This window comes from Aurantibacter sp., from assembly GCF_039941195.1.
In the GTDB taxonomy this organism is placed as follows: Bacteria; Bacteroidota; Bacteroidia; order Flavobacteriales; family Flavobacteriaceae; genus Aurantibacter_A.
On sequence record NZ_JBDVFA010000086.1, the window covers coordinates 96,958 to 114,486 of the forward strand.

At 35.2% G+C, this 17,529-nt stretch carries 10 protein-coding genes and 2 tRNA genes; 6 read left to right on the forward strand and 6 right to left on the reverse strand.

Annotation, left to right across the window (positions count from 1 at the left end; genetic code table 11):
- Window positions 1-28: 28 nt before the first annotated feature.
- Both ABJF52_RS14855 and thrA read right to left on the reverse strand, forming a co-directional pair.
- Window positions 29-952 carry a homoserine kinase gene (locus ABJF52_RS14855; protein WP_348151898.1) on the reverse strand — a complete coding sequence of 308 codons (924 nt, stop codon included), beginning with the start codon at window positions 950-952 and terminating at the stop codon, window positions 29-31.
- Window position 953: 1 nt separating this feature from the next.
- Window positions 954-3,398: a bifunctional aspartate kinase/homoserine dehydrogenase I gene (gene thrA, locus ABJF52_RS14860; RefSeq protein ID WP_348151900.1), complete on the reverse strand. Its 2,445-nt coding sequence runs from the start codon at window positions 3,396-3,398 to the stop codon at window positions 954-956.
- 254 nt (window positions 3,399-3,652) lie between these two features.
- Between thrA and ABJF52_RS14865 the strand changes: the two genes are divergently transcribed.
- Window positions 3,653-5,212 carry an NAD(P)H-hydrate dehydratase gene (locus tag ABJF52_RS14865; protein ID WP_348151903.1) on the forward strand — a complete coding sequence of 520 codons (1,560 nt, stop codon included), beginning with the start codon at window positions 3,653-3,655 and terminating at the stop codon, window positions 5,210-5,212.
- 87 nt (window positions 5,213-5,299) lie between these two features.
- Here the strand turns inward: ABJF52_RS14865 and ABJF52_RS14870 are convergent, their stop codons facing one another.
- Both ABJF52_RS14870 and ABJF52_RS14875 read right to left on the reverse strand, forming a co-directional pair.
- Window positions 5,300-5,701 (reverse strand): STAS/SEC14 domain-containing protein, encoded by a 402-nt coding sequence (locus ABJF52_RS14870; RefSeq protein ID WP_348151906.1) that lies wholly within the window; start codon window positions 5,699-5,701, stop codon window positions 5,300-5,302.
- Between the two features lie 202 nt (window positions 5,702-5,903).
- On the reverse strand, window positions 5,904-8,462 hold the full coding sequence (locus ABJF52_RS14875) for an ATP-dependent Clp protease ATP-binding subunit (protein WP_348151907.1): 2,559 nt from the start codon (window positions 8,460-8,462) through the stop codon (window positions 5,904-5,906).
- 261 nt (window positions 8,463-8,723) lie between these two features.
- Between ABJF52_RS14875 and gyrA the strand changes: the two genes are divergently transcribed.
- Together gyrA and ABJF52_RS14885 are read left to right on the forward strand one after the other, a co-directional pair.
- Entirely contained in the window at window positions 8,724-11,261 is a 2,538-nt protein-coding gene (gene gyrA, locus ABJF52_RS14880) for a DNA gyrase subunit A (protein WP_348151910.1), read from the forward strand.
- A gap of 35 nt (window positions 11,262-11,296) precedes the next feature.
- Window positions 11,297-12,550, forward strand: coding sequence for a tetratricopeptide repeat protein (locus ABJF52_RS14885; protein ID WP_348151913.1), 1,254 nt, complete (start codon window positions 11,297-11,299; stop codon window positions 12,548-12,550).
- Between the two features lie 70 nt (window positions 12,551-12,620).
- Here the strand turns inward: ABJF52_RS14885 and ABJF52_RS14890 are convergent, their stop codons facing one another.
- Window positions 12,621-13,379: an NlpC/P60 family protein gene (locus tag ABJF52_RS14890; protein ID WP_348151916.1), complete on the reverse strand. Its 759-nt coding sequence runs from the start codon at window positions 13,377-13,379 to the stop codon at window positions 12,621-12,623.
- Between the two features lie 17 nt (window positions 13,380-13,396).
- Window positions 13,397-14,572 carry an acetyl-CoA C-acyltransferase gene (locus ABJF52_RS14895; protein ID WP_348151919.1) on the reverse strand — a complete coding sequence of 392 codons (1,176 nt, stop codon included), beginning with the start codon at window positions 14,570-14,572 and terminating at the stop codon, window positions 13,397-13,399.
- A gap of 144 nt (window positions 14,573-14,716) precedes the next feature.
- Here ABJF52_RS14895 and ABJF52_RS14900 point away from each other — a divergent pair, with 144 nt between their 5' ends.
- From ABJF52_RS14900 to ABJF52_RS14910, 3 genes are all read left to right on the forward strand, one after another.
- On the forward strand, window positions 14,717-16,765 hold the full coding sequence (locus ABJF52_RS14900; protein ID WP_348151921.1) for an HDIG domain-containing metalloprotein: 2,049 nt from the start codon (window positions 14,717-14,719) through the stop codon (window positions 16,763-16,765).
- A 174-nt stretch (window positions 16,766-16,939) separates the two neighbouring features.
- Window positions 16,940-17,027, forward strand: a tRNA-Ser gene (locus ABJF52_RS14905).
- A 95-nt stretch (window positions 17,028-17,122) separates the two neighbouring features.
- Window positions 17,123-17,197 (forward strand) — tRNA-Pro (locus ABJF52_RS14910).
- Window positions 17,198-17,529 lie beyond the last annotated feature (332 nt).

Here is a 17,529-nt window from a genome sequence, read left to right on the forward strand (position 1 = left end):
GTTTCCTATTATCTAAATCCTAACTTCTTTATATTTCCTTAATTCCTGCTGTATTTATCTTTGATACATGAACATCATAATCGATACCGATATTCTGATATACTTCCTTCATACGCTGTGCCACCTTATTAGCTGTAGCTTCTCCTTTACTAAATGCAAATATAGAAGGACCTGATCCTGAAATACCACAACCTAATGCCCCAGATTTTAAGGCTTCAGTTTTAACATTCTCAAATCCCGGAATTAATATAGATCGAATAGGTTCAACAATAAAGTCTTCTAACGAACGACCTATTAAATCGTAATCACTAGTAAAAAGTCCGGCGACCAATCCGCCAACATTTCCCCATTGTTTTATACCTTGGGCTAGTGTAATATTGGTTTTCAAAACACTTCGCGAATCTGACGTTTTTACTTCTATCTGCGGATGAATAACCGTTGCGTATAATGCATCGGGACTTGGTATTGGAATTACATCTAGTGGTTCGTAACTGCGCACCAAAGTAAACCCGCCAAATAGTGCAGGAGCTACATTATCTGCATGAGCAACACCGCTTGCAAGACGTTCACCTTCCATAGCAAATTTCACTAAGTCTATTGTAGAAAAAGGTTCGCCAAGCAATTTGTTCATTGCCCAAACAGCACCAGTAGAACTAGCAGCGCTACTGCCGATTCCACTTCCAGCTTTAATATTTTTATAGATTTCTATCTCAAAACCACCTTCATAATCTCCAGCCTCTAATAAAGCCAAACCAGCTACACCAGCTACATTTTTTTTCGTTTCTAAGGGCAAATCTTGTCCGGTTAGTTTTGTTATTTTAATACCTTTTTCAGAAATTTTCCGAATTACCATTTCATCACCAACAGCATCTAATGCTACCCCAAGCACATCAAACCCACAGGAAATATTTGCAATAGTTGCCGGACAAAAAACTTTAATTTCGTTAGCCATGTTAAAAGTTTCCAATTCTAATAATATCTGCAAATATACCCGATGCTGTCACATCTGCACCGGCACCGGCTCCTTTTATAATCATAGGTTGATTTGGATATCGTTCTGTATAAAACAATACAATGTTATCACTACCTTCTAAATTATAAAAATCGTGTCCTTTTTCAATTTCTTGCAATCCAACGCTTGCTACACCATTCTCATATTGTGCAACATATTTGAGCTTACTGTCTTTCTCACTTGCAGCCTTATACATCTGCTGAAAATCGGCTTCATATTTTACAAGTGATGCAAAAAAGTCTTCGTTGTTTGTAGTCGCTAAACTTTCTTCTGGTAAGAACGATTTATTCTGAATATCTTCTATTTCTAATTGATTTCCACTTTCACGTGCCAAAATAAGAATCTTACGCATTACATCTATTCCGCTCAAGTCAATTTTAGGGTCAGGCTCTGTATAGCCCTCTTCTTGCGCTTCTTTAACTACATCATGAAAAGTAGTTTTGTCATTAAAATTATTGAAGACAAAATTTAAACTACCTGATAATACGGCCTGTATCTTTAGAACTTTATCACCTGAAGCAATCAAATGTTTTAATGTGTCTATAATTGGTAAACCGGCACCAACATTGGTTTCAAACAAAAATGGAGCATTATATATTCTTGCTAAATCTTTAAGATTACGATAGTTTTCATATGTTGATGAGCATGCTATTTTGTTGCAGGTTACTACCGATATACTATTGCCTAAATAAGAGCCATAAGTAGAGGCAACTTCAGCACTCGCCGTATTATCCACCAATATACTGTTTCGATAATTTAGTTTTTGAACTGTTTCGTAAAAATTAGCTTTGTCTGCTTTTTGACCAGCAGCTAATATTGCCTCCCAATTTTTTAAGTGAATTCCTCCTTCTTCAAATACCATTGTTCTTGAATTTGAAATTCCAATTACACGGATATTAAGTTTTAGGTTTTCTTTTAAATATTTGCGCTGTTGTTTTACTTGATCTAAGAATTTAGAGCCAACATTACCAACACCCATTACAAATAAGTTTAATTGTTTCACATTCTCTTCAAAAAATTCTTCATGTAAAGCGTTTAATGCTTTTTTTACATCTTCAGATTTAATAACAGCAGAAATATTGCGCTCAGAAGCACCTTGTGCAATAGCTCTAATATTCACATTGTTTTTACCTAGCGTACTAAACATTTTACCACTTAAACCTTGGTGACTTTTCATTTGATCACCAATAAGCGCAATGATTGCCAAACCAGTTTCAGCTTTAACCGGATTTATTTTTCCTTGTGTTATTTCGAAAGCAAAGGCAGTATTTATTTTTTGCACCGCTTTAGCAACATCTTTTTCTGAAACACCAATACAAATAGAATGCTCAGAAGAAGCTTGAGTAATTAGTATTACATTTACTTCTGCTCTAGAAAGTTCATCGAAAAAACGCGCAGAAATACCTGGTATGCCAACCATACCGGGGCCTTCTAAAGATAAAAGACCAACATTTACAACGGAGCTTATGCCGCTAACTACTTTTTTATTCTCAGATTTTCCTTTGTTAATTAATGTGCCAGGAGTTTCGGGCTCGAAAGTGTTCTTTATTAAAATGGGAACGTTTCTAGATAATACAGGTTGAATTGTTGGCGGATATAAAACCGATGCCCCAAAATGTGAAAGTTCCATCGCTTCTTCATATGAGAGTTCAGGAATTGCTTTTGCTTGTTTTACTATACTGGGGTTAGCCGTATACATACCACTAACATCTGTCCATATTTCTAAAATTTCAGCATTGGTTGCAGCCGCAATAATTGCAGCTGAAAAATCAGAACCACCTCGACCTAATGTTGTGGTATCACCATTTTCAGATGATGCTATAAAACCGCCAAAAACAGTAATTTGATTTGTTGCTGCTTTAAAAAAGTCGTAACAATTTTTATAGGTTGTATCAAAATCTACAACGGCACCACCAAATTGTTCATTCGTTTTAATTAGTTCCCTGGTATCTTTAAATGCAACATCTAATCCTTCTGTAGAAAAATATTGAGCAATAATATAAGAGGATAAAAGTTCACCATGACTTACAATTTTATCTGAAAGTTTAGGTGTTAATTCGCCAATAGAAAATGCGCCCTCTAAAAGGCTTTCTAAATTGTTTATATCGGATTTAACTTTACTAAGTACCGCACTTTGAGCATGTATAGGTAGTAACTCTTTGATTCCGTTTAAATGACGGGTCTCAATTTCTTTAACCAAACTCGTATATGTGGAATCTTGTAACGAAGCTTTTTCAGCAGCTTGCAATAAAAGGTCGGTTACCCCACCAAATGCTGATAATACAACTGCTATTTTATCGCTATCATTTTTAGAAACGATTTGTTTTACCTGTGCTATGTTTTTTGCGTTAGCTACTGATGAGCCTCCGAATTTGAGAACTTTCATGCTATAAAAGTTAAAATGAAAAAATGTATGAATAAATATGTACGGACGAGAAAATATTGCAGTTTACCCCAAAGGGGTGATAGTAGATGTGCACGTGCCACCATTTGTTAGTTGGAAAAAAAGAGTTCCTATGTTAGACTTGTTGCGTTCCATACTTCTGATAATGTATCAAAAGTAGTACATTTAACATCCCTAACAAACGATGCTTGTATTTTTTTACAGAATCCGCAAAAATTGATAAATACTTTTAAAGAATGAGGATTTTCTCTGCAGATCAGATATATAAGGCTGATAAATTCACAATTGAAAAACACGGAATTAAGAGCGATGACCTTATGGAAAGGGCAGCGATGCAAATTTTTAACTGGTTTCATATGCGTATGCAAGGGGCTCCAGTTAAGATTCACTTGTTTTGTGGCATAGGAAATAACGGTGGCGATGGTATTGCATTAGCAAGGCATTTGCTAGATCACGGCTACAATATTGAAGTAAATGTTGTTAATTATAGTGATAAACGCTCTAAAGATTTCCTTATCAATTTAGAACGGTTAAAAGAACGAAAATTATGGCCTAATTTTTTAGATGGTAATACGCCATTTCCAAAAATAGGGGTAGATGATATTATAGTTGATGCAATTTTCGGAATAGGTTTAAACAGAGAGCCAGACCGTTGGGTTAAGAATTTAATTGAATACCTCAATCATTCTGAAGCTTTTATTGTTGCTGTAGATTTGCCTTCGGGTCTTTTTATGAATAGCATAGCCGAAAGCGGTGAAGGAATAATCCGTTCCAATTTTGTTTTGAGTTTTCAAGCTCCTAAGCTTATTTTCTTTTTACCAGAAAACGCACCATATGTGGAAAATTGGCAAGTTTTAGATATAGGTCTAGATCAAGAATTTTTGACCACTACAGAAACCGATTACGAATTAATTACCAAGCACGAACTTTTGGCTTGGTATATTCCTAGAAAAAAATATTCCCATAAAGGTTCATACGGACATTCATTACTAATAGGAGGTACCCATGGTAAAATTGGCGCCATGATTTTAACTGCAAATGCATGTTTGCAGTCAGGAACAGGTTTGTTAACTGCTATGGTTCCCAATTGTGGCTATATTCCTATGCAGACTGCCGTTCCTGAAGCAATGGTGTTGACTGATACTGAAGAAAAAGTTATTTCGAAGATTGATTACGATATTACCCCCACAGTAATTGGTATTGGCACGGGAATGGGACAAGACCCAAAAACCAAAAAGGCTTTTACTGATTTATTAAAGGATAATACTATTTCATTGGTTATAGATGCAGATGCCATAAATCTTTTATCAACGAATAAAGCATTATTGAAAAAATTACCTCCGCAATCTATTTTAACTCCGCATGATAAAGAATTAGAGCGACTTATAGGTGCTTGGGAAGATGATTTTGATAAACTAGCGAAAGCTAAAGAGTTTTCAAAAAAATACGATTGTATTTTGGTACTAAAGGGTGCGCATACAATTACTATATATAAAGAAAAAGGGTATATAAATACTACAGGCAACCCTGGAATGGCCACTGCAGGTAGTGGTGATGTTTTAACCGGAGTAATTACTGCATTTGTTGCTCAAGGTTATGCACCATTAAGAGCAGCTGTTTTTGGCGTCTTTTTACATGGAAGTGCTGGAGATATCGGTGCTGAAGATAGAGGGTATTTGGCATTAACTGCTGGAAAAATAGTTGAGTATTTAGGTGATGCTTTATTAGACATGTTTAAAATGCCTGAACAACCCCACATTAATCAGCCTGTAGAAGGTGATGAGGATGAAGGTTAGGTTGATTGATTTATACTATTAAATTAAAAAGCCCTTTTGTTTCAAAACAAAAGGGCTTGTCATAATTCGCCATTCACAACTTAAATATTATTTAAGCCTTACGCGTTGTTTTACCCAAGCTAAGGCATTGTCGTATTCAATGAAAAATTTCATTGGTTTTTTATAAAACATCTTTTCAATTTTGAAGTTGTGCATATCAATTTCTTTAATTGATACTATGGCGAAAGCCTTCAAATTTTCAAGTTGTCTTAAATAGCTGTACACGGTTGGGTCCACGGCAAACGGATTTCTTCGTAAACTTATATACCCGAAATTCCTATCTCTAAAATGTATTTCTGAAATACCAATTATTTGATAGGCTCTTTCTAAGGTTAAAGTAGCTCCCTCATCAAAGGTGACTACCATGTAATTTTCAAATACTTGTACCAAGGCCGTGTCGAGACGATACTCTTGTACAATTACGGTTTTTTTAGGTCGATCCAAATTCATTATTTCATTTTCTGTAGTGTCCTGAGACGAAAGTAGACCTATGGGGAAGTAATTAGAAAATTTTTAGATAAAAGGCGAAAATATCGTTTATCCTGTCTTTTATTAATGTTTTCACTCCATGCTATTCTTACGTTTTAATTTTTACGCATAAAAAAAGAGGGTTGTTTTACAACCCTCTTATAATTAATTTCCTACGTTAAGATTACTCTTTCTCAGTCTCCGAAGACTTTCTAGCTTTCTTTATTTTTATCGTAAGTTCTTCTTTCTTCTTATCAAGATCCATAAAAATGCTATCGCCTTCTTCTAATTTAGAATTAACAATTTCTTCCGCCAATGCATCTTCAATATACTTTTGAATAGCTCTTTTAAGTGGTCGAGCACCATATTGTTTATCAAAACCTTTATCGGCGATATAATCTTTAGCTTCATCAGTTAAGTTTAAATCATAACCGATGTCTTTAATTCTAGCAAATAATTTACGTAATTCAATATCAATAATCTTATGAATATCTTCACGTTCTAAGGCATTGAATACAATTACATCGTCAATTCTATTTAAGAATTCAGGAGCGAAGGCTTTTTTTAGTGCATTTTCAATAACACTTTTCTGATGTGATTCTTCTTGTGATTTTTTGGCGGCAGTACCGAAACCAACTCCTTGTCCGAAATCCTTCAATTGGCGTGCGCCAATATTAGAGGTCATGATAATAATAGAATTTCTAAAATCTATTTTTCTTCCAAGACTATCTGTAAGGTACCCATCGTCTAATACTTGTAATAACATATTAAACACATCTGGATGCGCTTTTTCAACTTCATCTAATAAGATTACTGAATATGGTTTTCTACGAACTTTCTCTGTAAGTTGACCACCTTCTTCATAACCAACGTATCCTGGAGGTGCACCCACTAATCTTGAAATAGCGAATTTTTCCATGTATTCACTCATATCAATTCGGATAAGAGCATCTTCAGAATCAAACATTTCTTTAGCCAATACTTTAGCCAATTGTGTTTTACCAACACCTGTTTGTCCTAAAAAGATAAACGAACCAATAGGCTTGTTTGGATCTTTAAGTCCAGCTCTATTTCGCTGTATAGCTTTAGCAACTTTAGCAACGGCCTCATCTTGTCCAATAACATTAGATTTAATAAGTTCAGGCAATTCGGCTAATTTATTGCTTTCTGTTTGTGCAATTCTATTAACAGGAATACCGCTCATCATTGAAACTACATCGGCAACATTGTCTTCTGAAACCGTTTCTTTATGCAATTTGCTATCTTCTTCCCATTGTGCTTGCGCAGCGGCCAAATCTTTTTCTATTCTTTTTTCGTCATCACGTAGTTTAGCAGCTTCTTCATATTTCTGCTTTTTTACTACGCTATTTTTAAGCTCACGAACATCTTCTAATTGTTTTTCAAAATCTAGAATTTGTTTTGGAACATCCATATTAACAATATGTACACGAGAACCCGCTTCATCCAAAGCATCAATAGCCTTGTCTGGTAAAAACCGGTCGGTCATATATCTATTTGTCAACTTTACGCAAGCAACAATAGCCTCATCTGTATAAGATACATTGTGGTGTTCTTCGTATTTGCCTTTTATGTTTTGAAGTATTTCTATAGTCTCATCTACAGAAGTAGGTTCAACGATTACCTTTTGAAAACGACGTTCTAATGCACCATCTTTTTCGATATACTGACGGTATTCGTCTAATGTAGTAGCACCAATACATTGAATTTCGCCTCTAGCTAAAGCAGGCTTAAACATATTGGAAGCATCTAAACTCCCAGTCGCGCCACCAGCACCTACAATAGTATGAATTTCATCAATGAATAAAATGACATCGTCATTCTTTTCAAGTTCATTCATAACCGCTTTCATTCTTTCTTCAAATTGGCCACGATATTTTGTGCCAGCAACTAATGATGCTAAATCTAAAGTAACAACTCTTTTGTTGTAAAGAATTCGCGAAACTTTTTTATTGATAATTCGCAAAGCTAATCCTTCTGCGATGGCACTTTTACCAACACCAGGTTCACCTATTAAAAGCGGATTGTTCTTTTTTCTTCTACTTAATATTTGAGATACACGCTCAATTTCTTTTTCTCTACCTACAACTGGATCTAGTTTGTTTTCATCGGCCATACGTGTAAGGTCTCTACCGAAGTTATCTAGTACAGGAGTTTTCGATTTTTTATTTCCTTTCGGACTTGATGACGAACCAAAAGAACCTTCTTTGCTCTCATTGGGCTCATCATTCTCACTAGGGAATGATTCTGCAGTAGGTGCATCTACAATATCATCGTCACTTGTAATCATAAATTTAAATTGTTCTTTTACACCGTCGTAATCAACTTTCAGCTTGTGTAATAATTTTGTTGTTGGATCATTTTCATTCCTAAGAATACATAATAAAAGATGTGCTGTATTTATTGAAGAGCTTTGAAAAAGTTTTGCTTCTAAAAAAGTCGTTTTTAATGCACGTTCTGCCTGCCTTGTTAAGTGCAGATTCTTTTTATCTTTTTGTGTATTACTAGGGTTTGGATTTGATGGACTCAATATTTCAACTTTTCTACGCAAGTGGTCAAGGTCAACCTCAAGAGCATCAAGAATACTAATTGCTTTTCCATTGCCATCACGCAAAAGTCCTAACATTAAATGTTCGGTTCCTATAAAATCATGTCCTAGCCTTAGAGCCTCTTCTTTACTATATGCTATTACATCTTTAACCCGGGGTGAGAAATTATCGTCCATACGCTATACCTTATTCATCGATAAAATTAGTAAAACTATGTTTATCTAACGCAAATACTGTACCTATATTCCAAAAAGTATGGCGAAAACATCAAAAAAAGGAACGTTTAACAAAATTACTAGAGAAAATAGAGCGAATTTGAGCCTTAATTGAGTGTTAATAAATTGTTGAATAAAGTAATCATAAAATGCGCTGAAGGGTCTTATTTTATGTAAATTGGCATGCTATTTTTAACACTAACAAAAATATAGGAATTACGCATGGCGGAAGGTGAAAAATTAATCTCGATCAATATTGAGGATGAAATGAAATCTGCTTACATCGATTATTCGATGTCAGTCATTGTGTCACGTGCGCTGCCAGATGTGCGTGATGGTTTAAAACCTGTGCATCGCAGGGTACTTTATGGCATGCATGAACTAGGAGTTCGTTCGAATAGTTCGCACAAAAAATCGGCACGTATTGTAGGTGAGGTTTTAGGTAAGTATCACCCACATGGTGATACATCGGTTTATGATTCAATGGTACGTATGGCTCAAGAATGGAGTTTACGTTATATGTTGGTAGATGGACAGGGTAACTTTGGGTCTGTAGATGGTGATAGCCCTGCAGCAATGCGTTATACCGAAGCGAAAATGAGAAAGATTGCTGACGATATGTTAGCAGATATAGATAAGGATACTGTAGATCATCAATTAAATTTTGATGATTCGCTTCAAGAACCTGTCGTATTACCAACTCGAGTTCCAAACCTATTGGTTAATGGTGCATCCGGTATTGCAGTTGGTATGGCAACGAATATGCCACCGCATAACCTAACAGAAGTTGTTGACGGCACGGTTGCTTATATCGATAATAATGACATTGAGATAGATGAAATTATTACCCATATTAAAGCTCCAGATTTTCCAACAGGAGGAACTATATACGGATACGATGGTGTAAAAGAAGCTTTCCATACGGGTAGAGGACGCGTAAAAATTCGTGCCAAAGCAGAAATTGAAGAAGTACAAGGGCGAGAGTGTATTGTAGTTACTGAAATTCCGTATCAAGTGAATAAGGCCGACATGATTAAAAAGACGGCCGACCTAATTAACGAAAAGAAAATTGATGGGATTTCAACGATACGCGATGAGTCCGATAGAAACGGAATGCGTATCGTTTATATTCTAAAACGGGATGCAATTCCAAATATCGTTTTAAATACCCTTTTTAAATATACTGCATTACAATCTTCTTTTAGTGTCAATAATATAGCGTTGGTTAATGGTAGACCAAGATTATTGAACGTAAAAGAAATGATACACTACTTTGTTGAACACAGACACGAAGTAGTTGTACGTCGTACAACCTACGAATTAAAGAAAGCTGAAGATCGTGCACATATCTTAGAAGGTTTAATTATTGCTTCTGATAATATTGATGAGGTAATAAAAATTATACGTGCATCTTCAAATGCAGATGAAGCGCGAGCGAATTTGATGGAACGCTTTAAGTTGAGCGAAATTCAAGCTAAGGCTATTGTTGAAATGCGTTTGCGTCAACTTACAGGTTTAGAGCAAGATAAGTTACGTGCTGAATACGAAGATATTTTGAAAACTATTGCGGACCTTAAAGATATTTTAGATCGTAAAGAACGCAGAATGCAAATCATTAAAGATGAATTGCTAGAGGTTAAAGATAAGTATGGTGATGCAAGACGTTCAGAAATTAATTTTGCGGGTGGCGATTTAAGTATCGAAGATATGATACCAGATGAGCAAGTTGTTATAACTATTTCTCATGCTGGTTATATTAAGCGTACTCCAGTTTCTGAATATAAAACTCAGAATAGAGGGGGAGTAGGGCAAAAAGCTTCATCAACAAGAAATGAAGATTTCTTAGAACATTTATTCGTGGGTACTAACCACCAATACATGTTGTTCTTTACCCAAAAAGGAAAATGTTTCTGGATGCGTGTTTATGAAATTCCAGAAGGAAGTAAAACTTCAAAAGGTAGAGCTATCCAGAATCTGATAAATATTGAGCAAGATGATATGGTTAAAGCCTTTATCTGTACTCAAGATTTAAAAGATGAAGAATACGTAAATAGTCACTATGTAATAATGGCGACTAAACAGGGTACGGTTAAGAAAACTTCTTTAGAGCAATATTCAAGACCACGACAAAATGGTATTAATGCTATTGGTGTTCGTGATGGTGATGAATTATTAGAAGCTAAACTTACAACAGGTACTAGTGAAATTTTCTTAGGATTAAAATCTGGTAAAGCAATTCGCTTTGAAGAAAGTAAGACTAGACCAATGGGGAGGAATGCTTCTGGTGTTAGAGGTATTCGATTAGCAGATGAAAATGATGAAGTAATTGGAATGGTTTCTGTTCATGATTTTGATGATGAAATATTAGTTGTTTCAGAAAATGGCTATGGAAAAAGATCTAGCATTGATGATTATCGCGTAACTAATCGTGGTGGAAAAGGAGTTAAGACTATTTCCATAACAGAAAAAACAGGCGGTCTTGTTGCGATTAAAAATGTATGTGACTCCGATGACTTAATGATTATAAATAAATCAGGAATTGCAATACGTATGAGTGTTGAAGATTTACGTGTAATGGGTAGAGCAACACAAGGAGTAAAACTAATTAATATAAAAGGGAACGATTCAATTGCTGCTGTAGCTAAAGTGATGAAGGACGAAGATAATATCGAAGAAGTAGCCGATATTATGGATATAGAGGTTCAAACTGAAGATGGCACGGCTATTGATAATACCCCAACAGACGATTCGGAAGAATAATTTTAAACACTAAATAACTATTTAATATAACGATGATGAAAACAAAAATTTTAATACTTGCGGCTATGTCTTTTACAATGGTCGGTTTGGCTCAAAAATCTGAGTTAAAGGCTGCTGATAAAGCTTTAAAAGGCGGTGATTCTCAAGCAGCAAAATCTGCATTGGAGAGTATAGCAGGTTCTATCTCTGGAGCTGATGAAAAGTATCAAGCGCAATATCAATTCTTAACTGGTAAAACTTATGCCGACCTAGCTAAGAAAGGTGATGCTACTGCTTTTCAAAAAGCAATTGATGCTTTTAAAGCGGTAAAAGAAATGCCAGCAGGAAAAAAATATGTTGGTGAAACTGATCAGTATATGTCTTCTATTACAGCTGATTTAGTAAACTCTGCTGTTGAAGATAACGGTAATAAGAAATTTAAAGAAGCTGCTGAAAAGTTGTACATGAGCTATACGCTTAGCCCAAGAGATACTTCATATCTTTATTTTGCAGCGGGTAGTGCTGTAAACGGACAAGAATATGAGCAGGCGCTTAAATACTACAATGAGTTACAAGATTTGGGTTATGATGGAGGTGGATTAGTTTATAAGGCTACTAATATTGCTTCAGGACAGGTTGAAGAAATGGATAAAACTCAAAGAGATTTGATGGTTAAATCTGGTACTTACAAAGATCCGATTGATGAAAAATTACCTTCTAAATCTGCTGAAATTGTTAAAAATACTGCATTAATTTATACGCAACTTGGTCAAGATGAAAAAGCAATTGAAGCTTATAAAGCGGCAAGAGCAAATGACCCAAAAGATGTAAACCTTATTTTAAATGAAGCTAACCTTTATTATAAAATGGGTGATAAAGATAGGTTTAAAGAACTTATGGCTGAAGCTGCATCTGTAGCTCCTGAAAATGCTGACTTACAATATAATATAGGTGTTATTAATATGGAGCAAGGTAATATTGAAGATGCTCGTACTGCTTATAGAAAAGCTTTAGAAATTAATCCTGATTATACAAATGCTCAATTAAACTTATCTACTACTTATGTTAATGAAGGTAATGGTTTAATTGATGAAATGAATTCTTTAGGAAACTCTAGAAGTGATATCGCGAGATACGATGAATTAAAAGCTCAAAAAGATGAGCTTTTTGGTGAAGGAGCCAAAGTTCTTGAAGATGCTTTAAAAAGCAGTCCTGATAATCAAGGATTGTTAGAGCAGTTGAAAAATATCTACGGTGCAATGGGTGACAATGAAAACTTTATGCGCATTAAAAAATTATTAGGGGAGTAATTTTCGAACCTAATTAATTTTACAAAAAACCTCCTGTGTTCGCAGGAGGTTTTTTTATGCCTATTTTTTATTATTGAATTTTTTTTATGACCCTTAACTTGTGAGTGTAATTCCGAATTTCATTATCAAAGATTCCGGTGTGGTCAATACGGTCAACTTTAACTTTGCCATTAACATGTATAACATAATTGTCGCGCATTATAATGCCAACATGATTTATTTTACCATCCGAATCATCAAAAAATGCCAAATCACCTGGTTCACTTTCCTCAATAAAACTTAGTGAATCGCCCTGTAGTGCTTGTTGATCAGCAGTTCGTTTTAGTGCAATTCCATTCATTTTATATACTATTTGAGAGAAGCCTGCATTGTCTATTCCAAAAGGTGTTCTTCCTCCGGATAGTGAGGGGCTATTCAAATAGTAAAGTGCTGTATTAACGAGATTACTTTTACCACGGCTTTCTTCAGTAGTAATTATTTCACCTTCTAATGAATGCCCTAATACATCTATTTTGGGAATAGTAGACCCTAACAGAATTGGTGTGAATTGGTTGTTTTTTCCTTCCAAGTAAGAAACCAATTGCGAGGCGTGTGATGGGTTTTTATCGGTATCTAATAAGTCGTAGGATTCTTTCTCAATCTCTTTAATTTGAATGTTTGCAACCCAACCTTCAGTGCGGTCAAATGCCAAACGAACTTTGCTCCAATGTTTTCGTTGTTCTAATATTTTATAATGTTCGCCATAAATTAATTGGGTAATCATTTCCGAGGCTTCATTGGTAGCCAAGCGAACAGGAATAATAGAGAGATGACAAATGCCGTATTGCATGCGTTACTTAGAGTAGATTAATTTCTTTCTATTATTATGGCAGAAGCACCGCCGCCGCCATTGCAAATTGCTGCAGCTCCTAGATTGGCATTTTTCTGTTCTAAAACATTGATTAGGGTAACGAGTATTCGTGCACCTGAACATCCTAATGGGTGTCCCAAAGAAACTGCACCGCCGTTTACATTAACATTGGTGTCACTTAATCCTAATATTTTCATATTTGCTAAACCTACAACAGAAAAAGCTTCATTAAATTCAAAATAATCTACATCCTCGATTTGTTTTCCAGCTTTGGCTAAGGCCTTTGGTAATGCTTTTGCTGGAGCTGTTGTAAACCATTCTGGTTCATGTGCAGCATCGGCATATCCTTTTATAGTAGCTATTGGTTTTAAATTTAATTCTTTTGCTTTATCAGCACTCATTAATACTAATGCTGCGGCACCGTCATTAATTGTTGATGCATTAGCAGCAGTAACAGTACCGTCTTTAGTAAAGGCCGCACGTAAATTTGGAATTTTCTCCAATTTTACATTTTTAAATTCTTCGTCTTCAGATACAAGTAGAGGTTCACCTCTTCGCTGTGGAACTTCTACTGGAACAACTTCATTCTTAAAATTACCAGCTTCCCAAGCTTTGGCAGATCTGGTATAAGATTGTACAGCAAAAGCATCTTGATCAGCACGACTAAACTCGTATTTTTCAGCACATGCATCTGCACAAACACCCATCGCGTGTTCGTCATAGGCATCGACCAGCCCATCACGTTGCATACCATCAATTAAAGTGGAAGGGCCAAACTTTTGACCTGTGCGTAGCTGTGCATAATGTGGAATTAAACTCATGTTCTCCATTCCGCCAGCAACGACTATTGATGTATCTCCTAAAGCGATTGATTGGGCAGCCTGCATTACAGCCTTCATTCCCGATGCACAAACTTTGTTAATAGTAGTCGCCGGAACCGTATTTGGTAACCCAGCAAAAATTGCAGCCTGTCGGGCAGGAGCTTGGCCCGTTCCTGCTTGAACTACATTTCCCATAAGTACTTCTTCAACTAAATTTGCATCTAAATTTATGCGCTCTAAAGCCCCTTTAATTGCAATAGCTCCTAACTTGGGAGCAGGGATAGTTGAGAGTTGCCCCATAAAGCTACCTATTGGAGTTCGTACTGCGGATACTATAACTACTTCATTCATTTTATTACATCTAAATGAACTGCGAAAATAAGAAATAATAGACCAATCTTGTCGTTTACATTCATGGAAATAGATGGTAAAACAGGTGGATTATAGAATTGTTAAGCTATTTATTTTCTATTTTTGATAGAAGATACCTTCCTCATGCGAAATTTTTTGGACAAGATTTTTAAAAATCAATCCCATATTTATAAAACCATATTGTATATAGTTACGGTATGCTTCATAGTTTTCTTTTTTCCGAAAGGGGGACAGTTTAAATATGAATTTCAAAAAGGGAAAACTTGGCAATATGAAAACTTATATGCGCCTTTTGATTTCTCTATAAATAAAAGTGAGTCGGACGTATTAAACGAGAAAAATCAAATTCAAGACGAAAAACTTGATTATTATAAATGCGACTTACAAGTTTTTGATGATGTTAGTGCAACATTCGATAAACGTTTTCCAATCATTTTTTCTTCAGAAAAATATAATTCGCGTCAACTAGTAACATTAAAAGAAGCTGCTAACGATATACTTAATAACTTATATGAATTTGGTGTAGTTCGTACTAAAGCTAAGGGTAGTGTTTTTAAAGATATTTATCTTGTTAAGAATCAAGAGGCAACAAGGATAGAGTATAATAAGCTAAGAAGTATAGGTTATTTAGATAGTTCAATAGATGCGTTTTTAAAAGGTAGAGGGTTAAGTTCGTTTTCTTCGAGCTATAAAGAGTTATTTTCAGGCTTGGTTAAACCTAATGTTTCTTTTGATAAAGACTTAACACAAAAAGCATTAGAGAGTGAATTGTCTAAAATTTCTCATACCAGAGGTACAGTTTCTGAAGGCGATTTAATAATAGCTAGAGGCGAAGTAGTTGAGGCCGAAAATTTAAATGTTTTAAATTCTTTAAAAGGGGAATTTGCTTCAGAACTTTGGGCAAATAATAATTTTTATTACATCATTAGTGGTTATACCGTATTAGTAGCTTTAGTATTGATGATGCTTTTTCTTTTTCTAAAAAAGTACCGTATTGAAATTTTTGAGAACAATACTAAAGTAACATTCATCTTCTTTAATATGGCCTTAATGGTATTCATTACTACGTTAGTGGTGAAGTATAATGAAGCTTATATTTTTGTAGTACCACTTTGCATTTTACCTTTAATTATTAAAACATTTTTTGATGCGCGATTAGCACTTTTTGTTCATGTGTTGGCTGTATTAATTTTGGGTTTTGTGGTGCCTAATAGTTATGAATATATCTTCTTGCAGATTATAGCAGGTATTATTACCATACTAACCGTATCTCAATTATATAAGCGAGCGAATTTGTTTATTTCAGTAGGACAAATAACCTTAATTTATATGGTGGGTTATTTGGCATTCCATACCATACACGAGGGTAATCTTAAAAATATAGAATGGTTTGCTTTGGGCTTATTTCTATTAAACGGGATGATAACATTATTTGTGCAACCATTGATTTACATATATGAGAAAATCTTTGGTTTAGTATCTGATGTTTCCCTTTTAGAGCTCTCCGATACTAATTCTTCACTTTTAAAAGAATTGTCAAATAAAGCGCCCGGCACGTTCCATCATTCTATGCAAGTATCAAATTTGGCGGAGGCCGCTGCTAATGAAATTGGTGCCAATGCAATGTTAGTTAGGGTAGGGGCTTTGTATCATGATATCGGTAAAATGGAAAATCCTACTTTCTTTACTGAAAATCAGATTACAAATGTAAATCCACACGATGAGGTTTCATCCAAAGAAAGTGCAAAAATAATAATTGATCATGTTATTAATGGAATAGAAATAGCGCGAAAAAATAACTTACCAGATCGTGTTATTGATTTTATTCGTTCGCACCATGGTTCCACTACGGTATATTATTTTTATAAAAAGCAGCAAGCAGTTGAGGAAAATGTAAATATTGAAGACTTTAGTTATCCTGGGCCGTTGCCCTTTTCGAAAGAAACAGCCATATTGATGATGGCCGACTCTGTAGAAGCTGCTTCTAAAAGCCTTAAAAATCCTACTTTTTTAATAATAGACCAGTTTGTGGATAAGATTATTGATGGCCAAATGGCGGCGGGGCAGTTCGTTAATGCGAATATTACGTTTAGAGAGATTGCTAGTGTGAAAAAAGTAATGAAACAAAAGCTAACTAATATTTATCATTTACGCGTAGAATATCCAGAATAGGTAAAAATATAGCAGATTATTTTGGCACATAATAGTTGGGATTCTCTGGTGTGCAGCTAATTATGAAAATAGTAAAAAAAATACATTAATTATTGTGTTTTAATAATTGAAAAAATGTACATTTGCAACCGCATTTTCCCGATAGGGAATTGCTTAAGTTCTTTAAAAGAAATAGGAGAGGTGCCTGAGTGGCCGAAAGGAGCGGTTTGCTAAATCGTCGTACCCCAAAAGGGTACCCAGGGTTCGAATCCCTGTCTCTCCGCAATTATCTGCGAGAGTAGGCAGTTGAAATAATAACAATGAATATTAATACCGGTTTATTCATTGTATGCTATTAAAATAGCAAACACTCATTTTCGGGGTGTAGCGTAGCCCGGTTATCGCGCCGCGTTTGGGACGCGGAGGTCGCAGGTTCGAATCCTGCCACCCCGACAAAAGCCAGTTCAGAAATGAACTGGTTTTTTTTATGGTAATAATTGGAGCAGGTTCTCCCGAAGCTTCGGGACTGCCACCTCGACAAAAGCCTGTTCAGCAATGAGCTGGCTTTTTTTATGGTAATAATTGGAGCCGGTTCTTCAATATTTTTGGGTAAATCTTAGTTTTTGTTTCGTTACTAAAACTGTACTTTTAGGTTCCAAATAAGTTTTCTTAAATGAAGACAATTAAAGAATTGATAGCGTTGATAACGCTAAATAGAATAGATGATACCATATTTGAAGGTGAAAATTATCAAGCACCTTGGGGAAGAGTTTTTGGTGGACAAG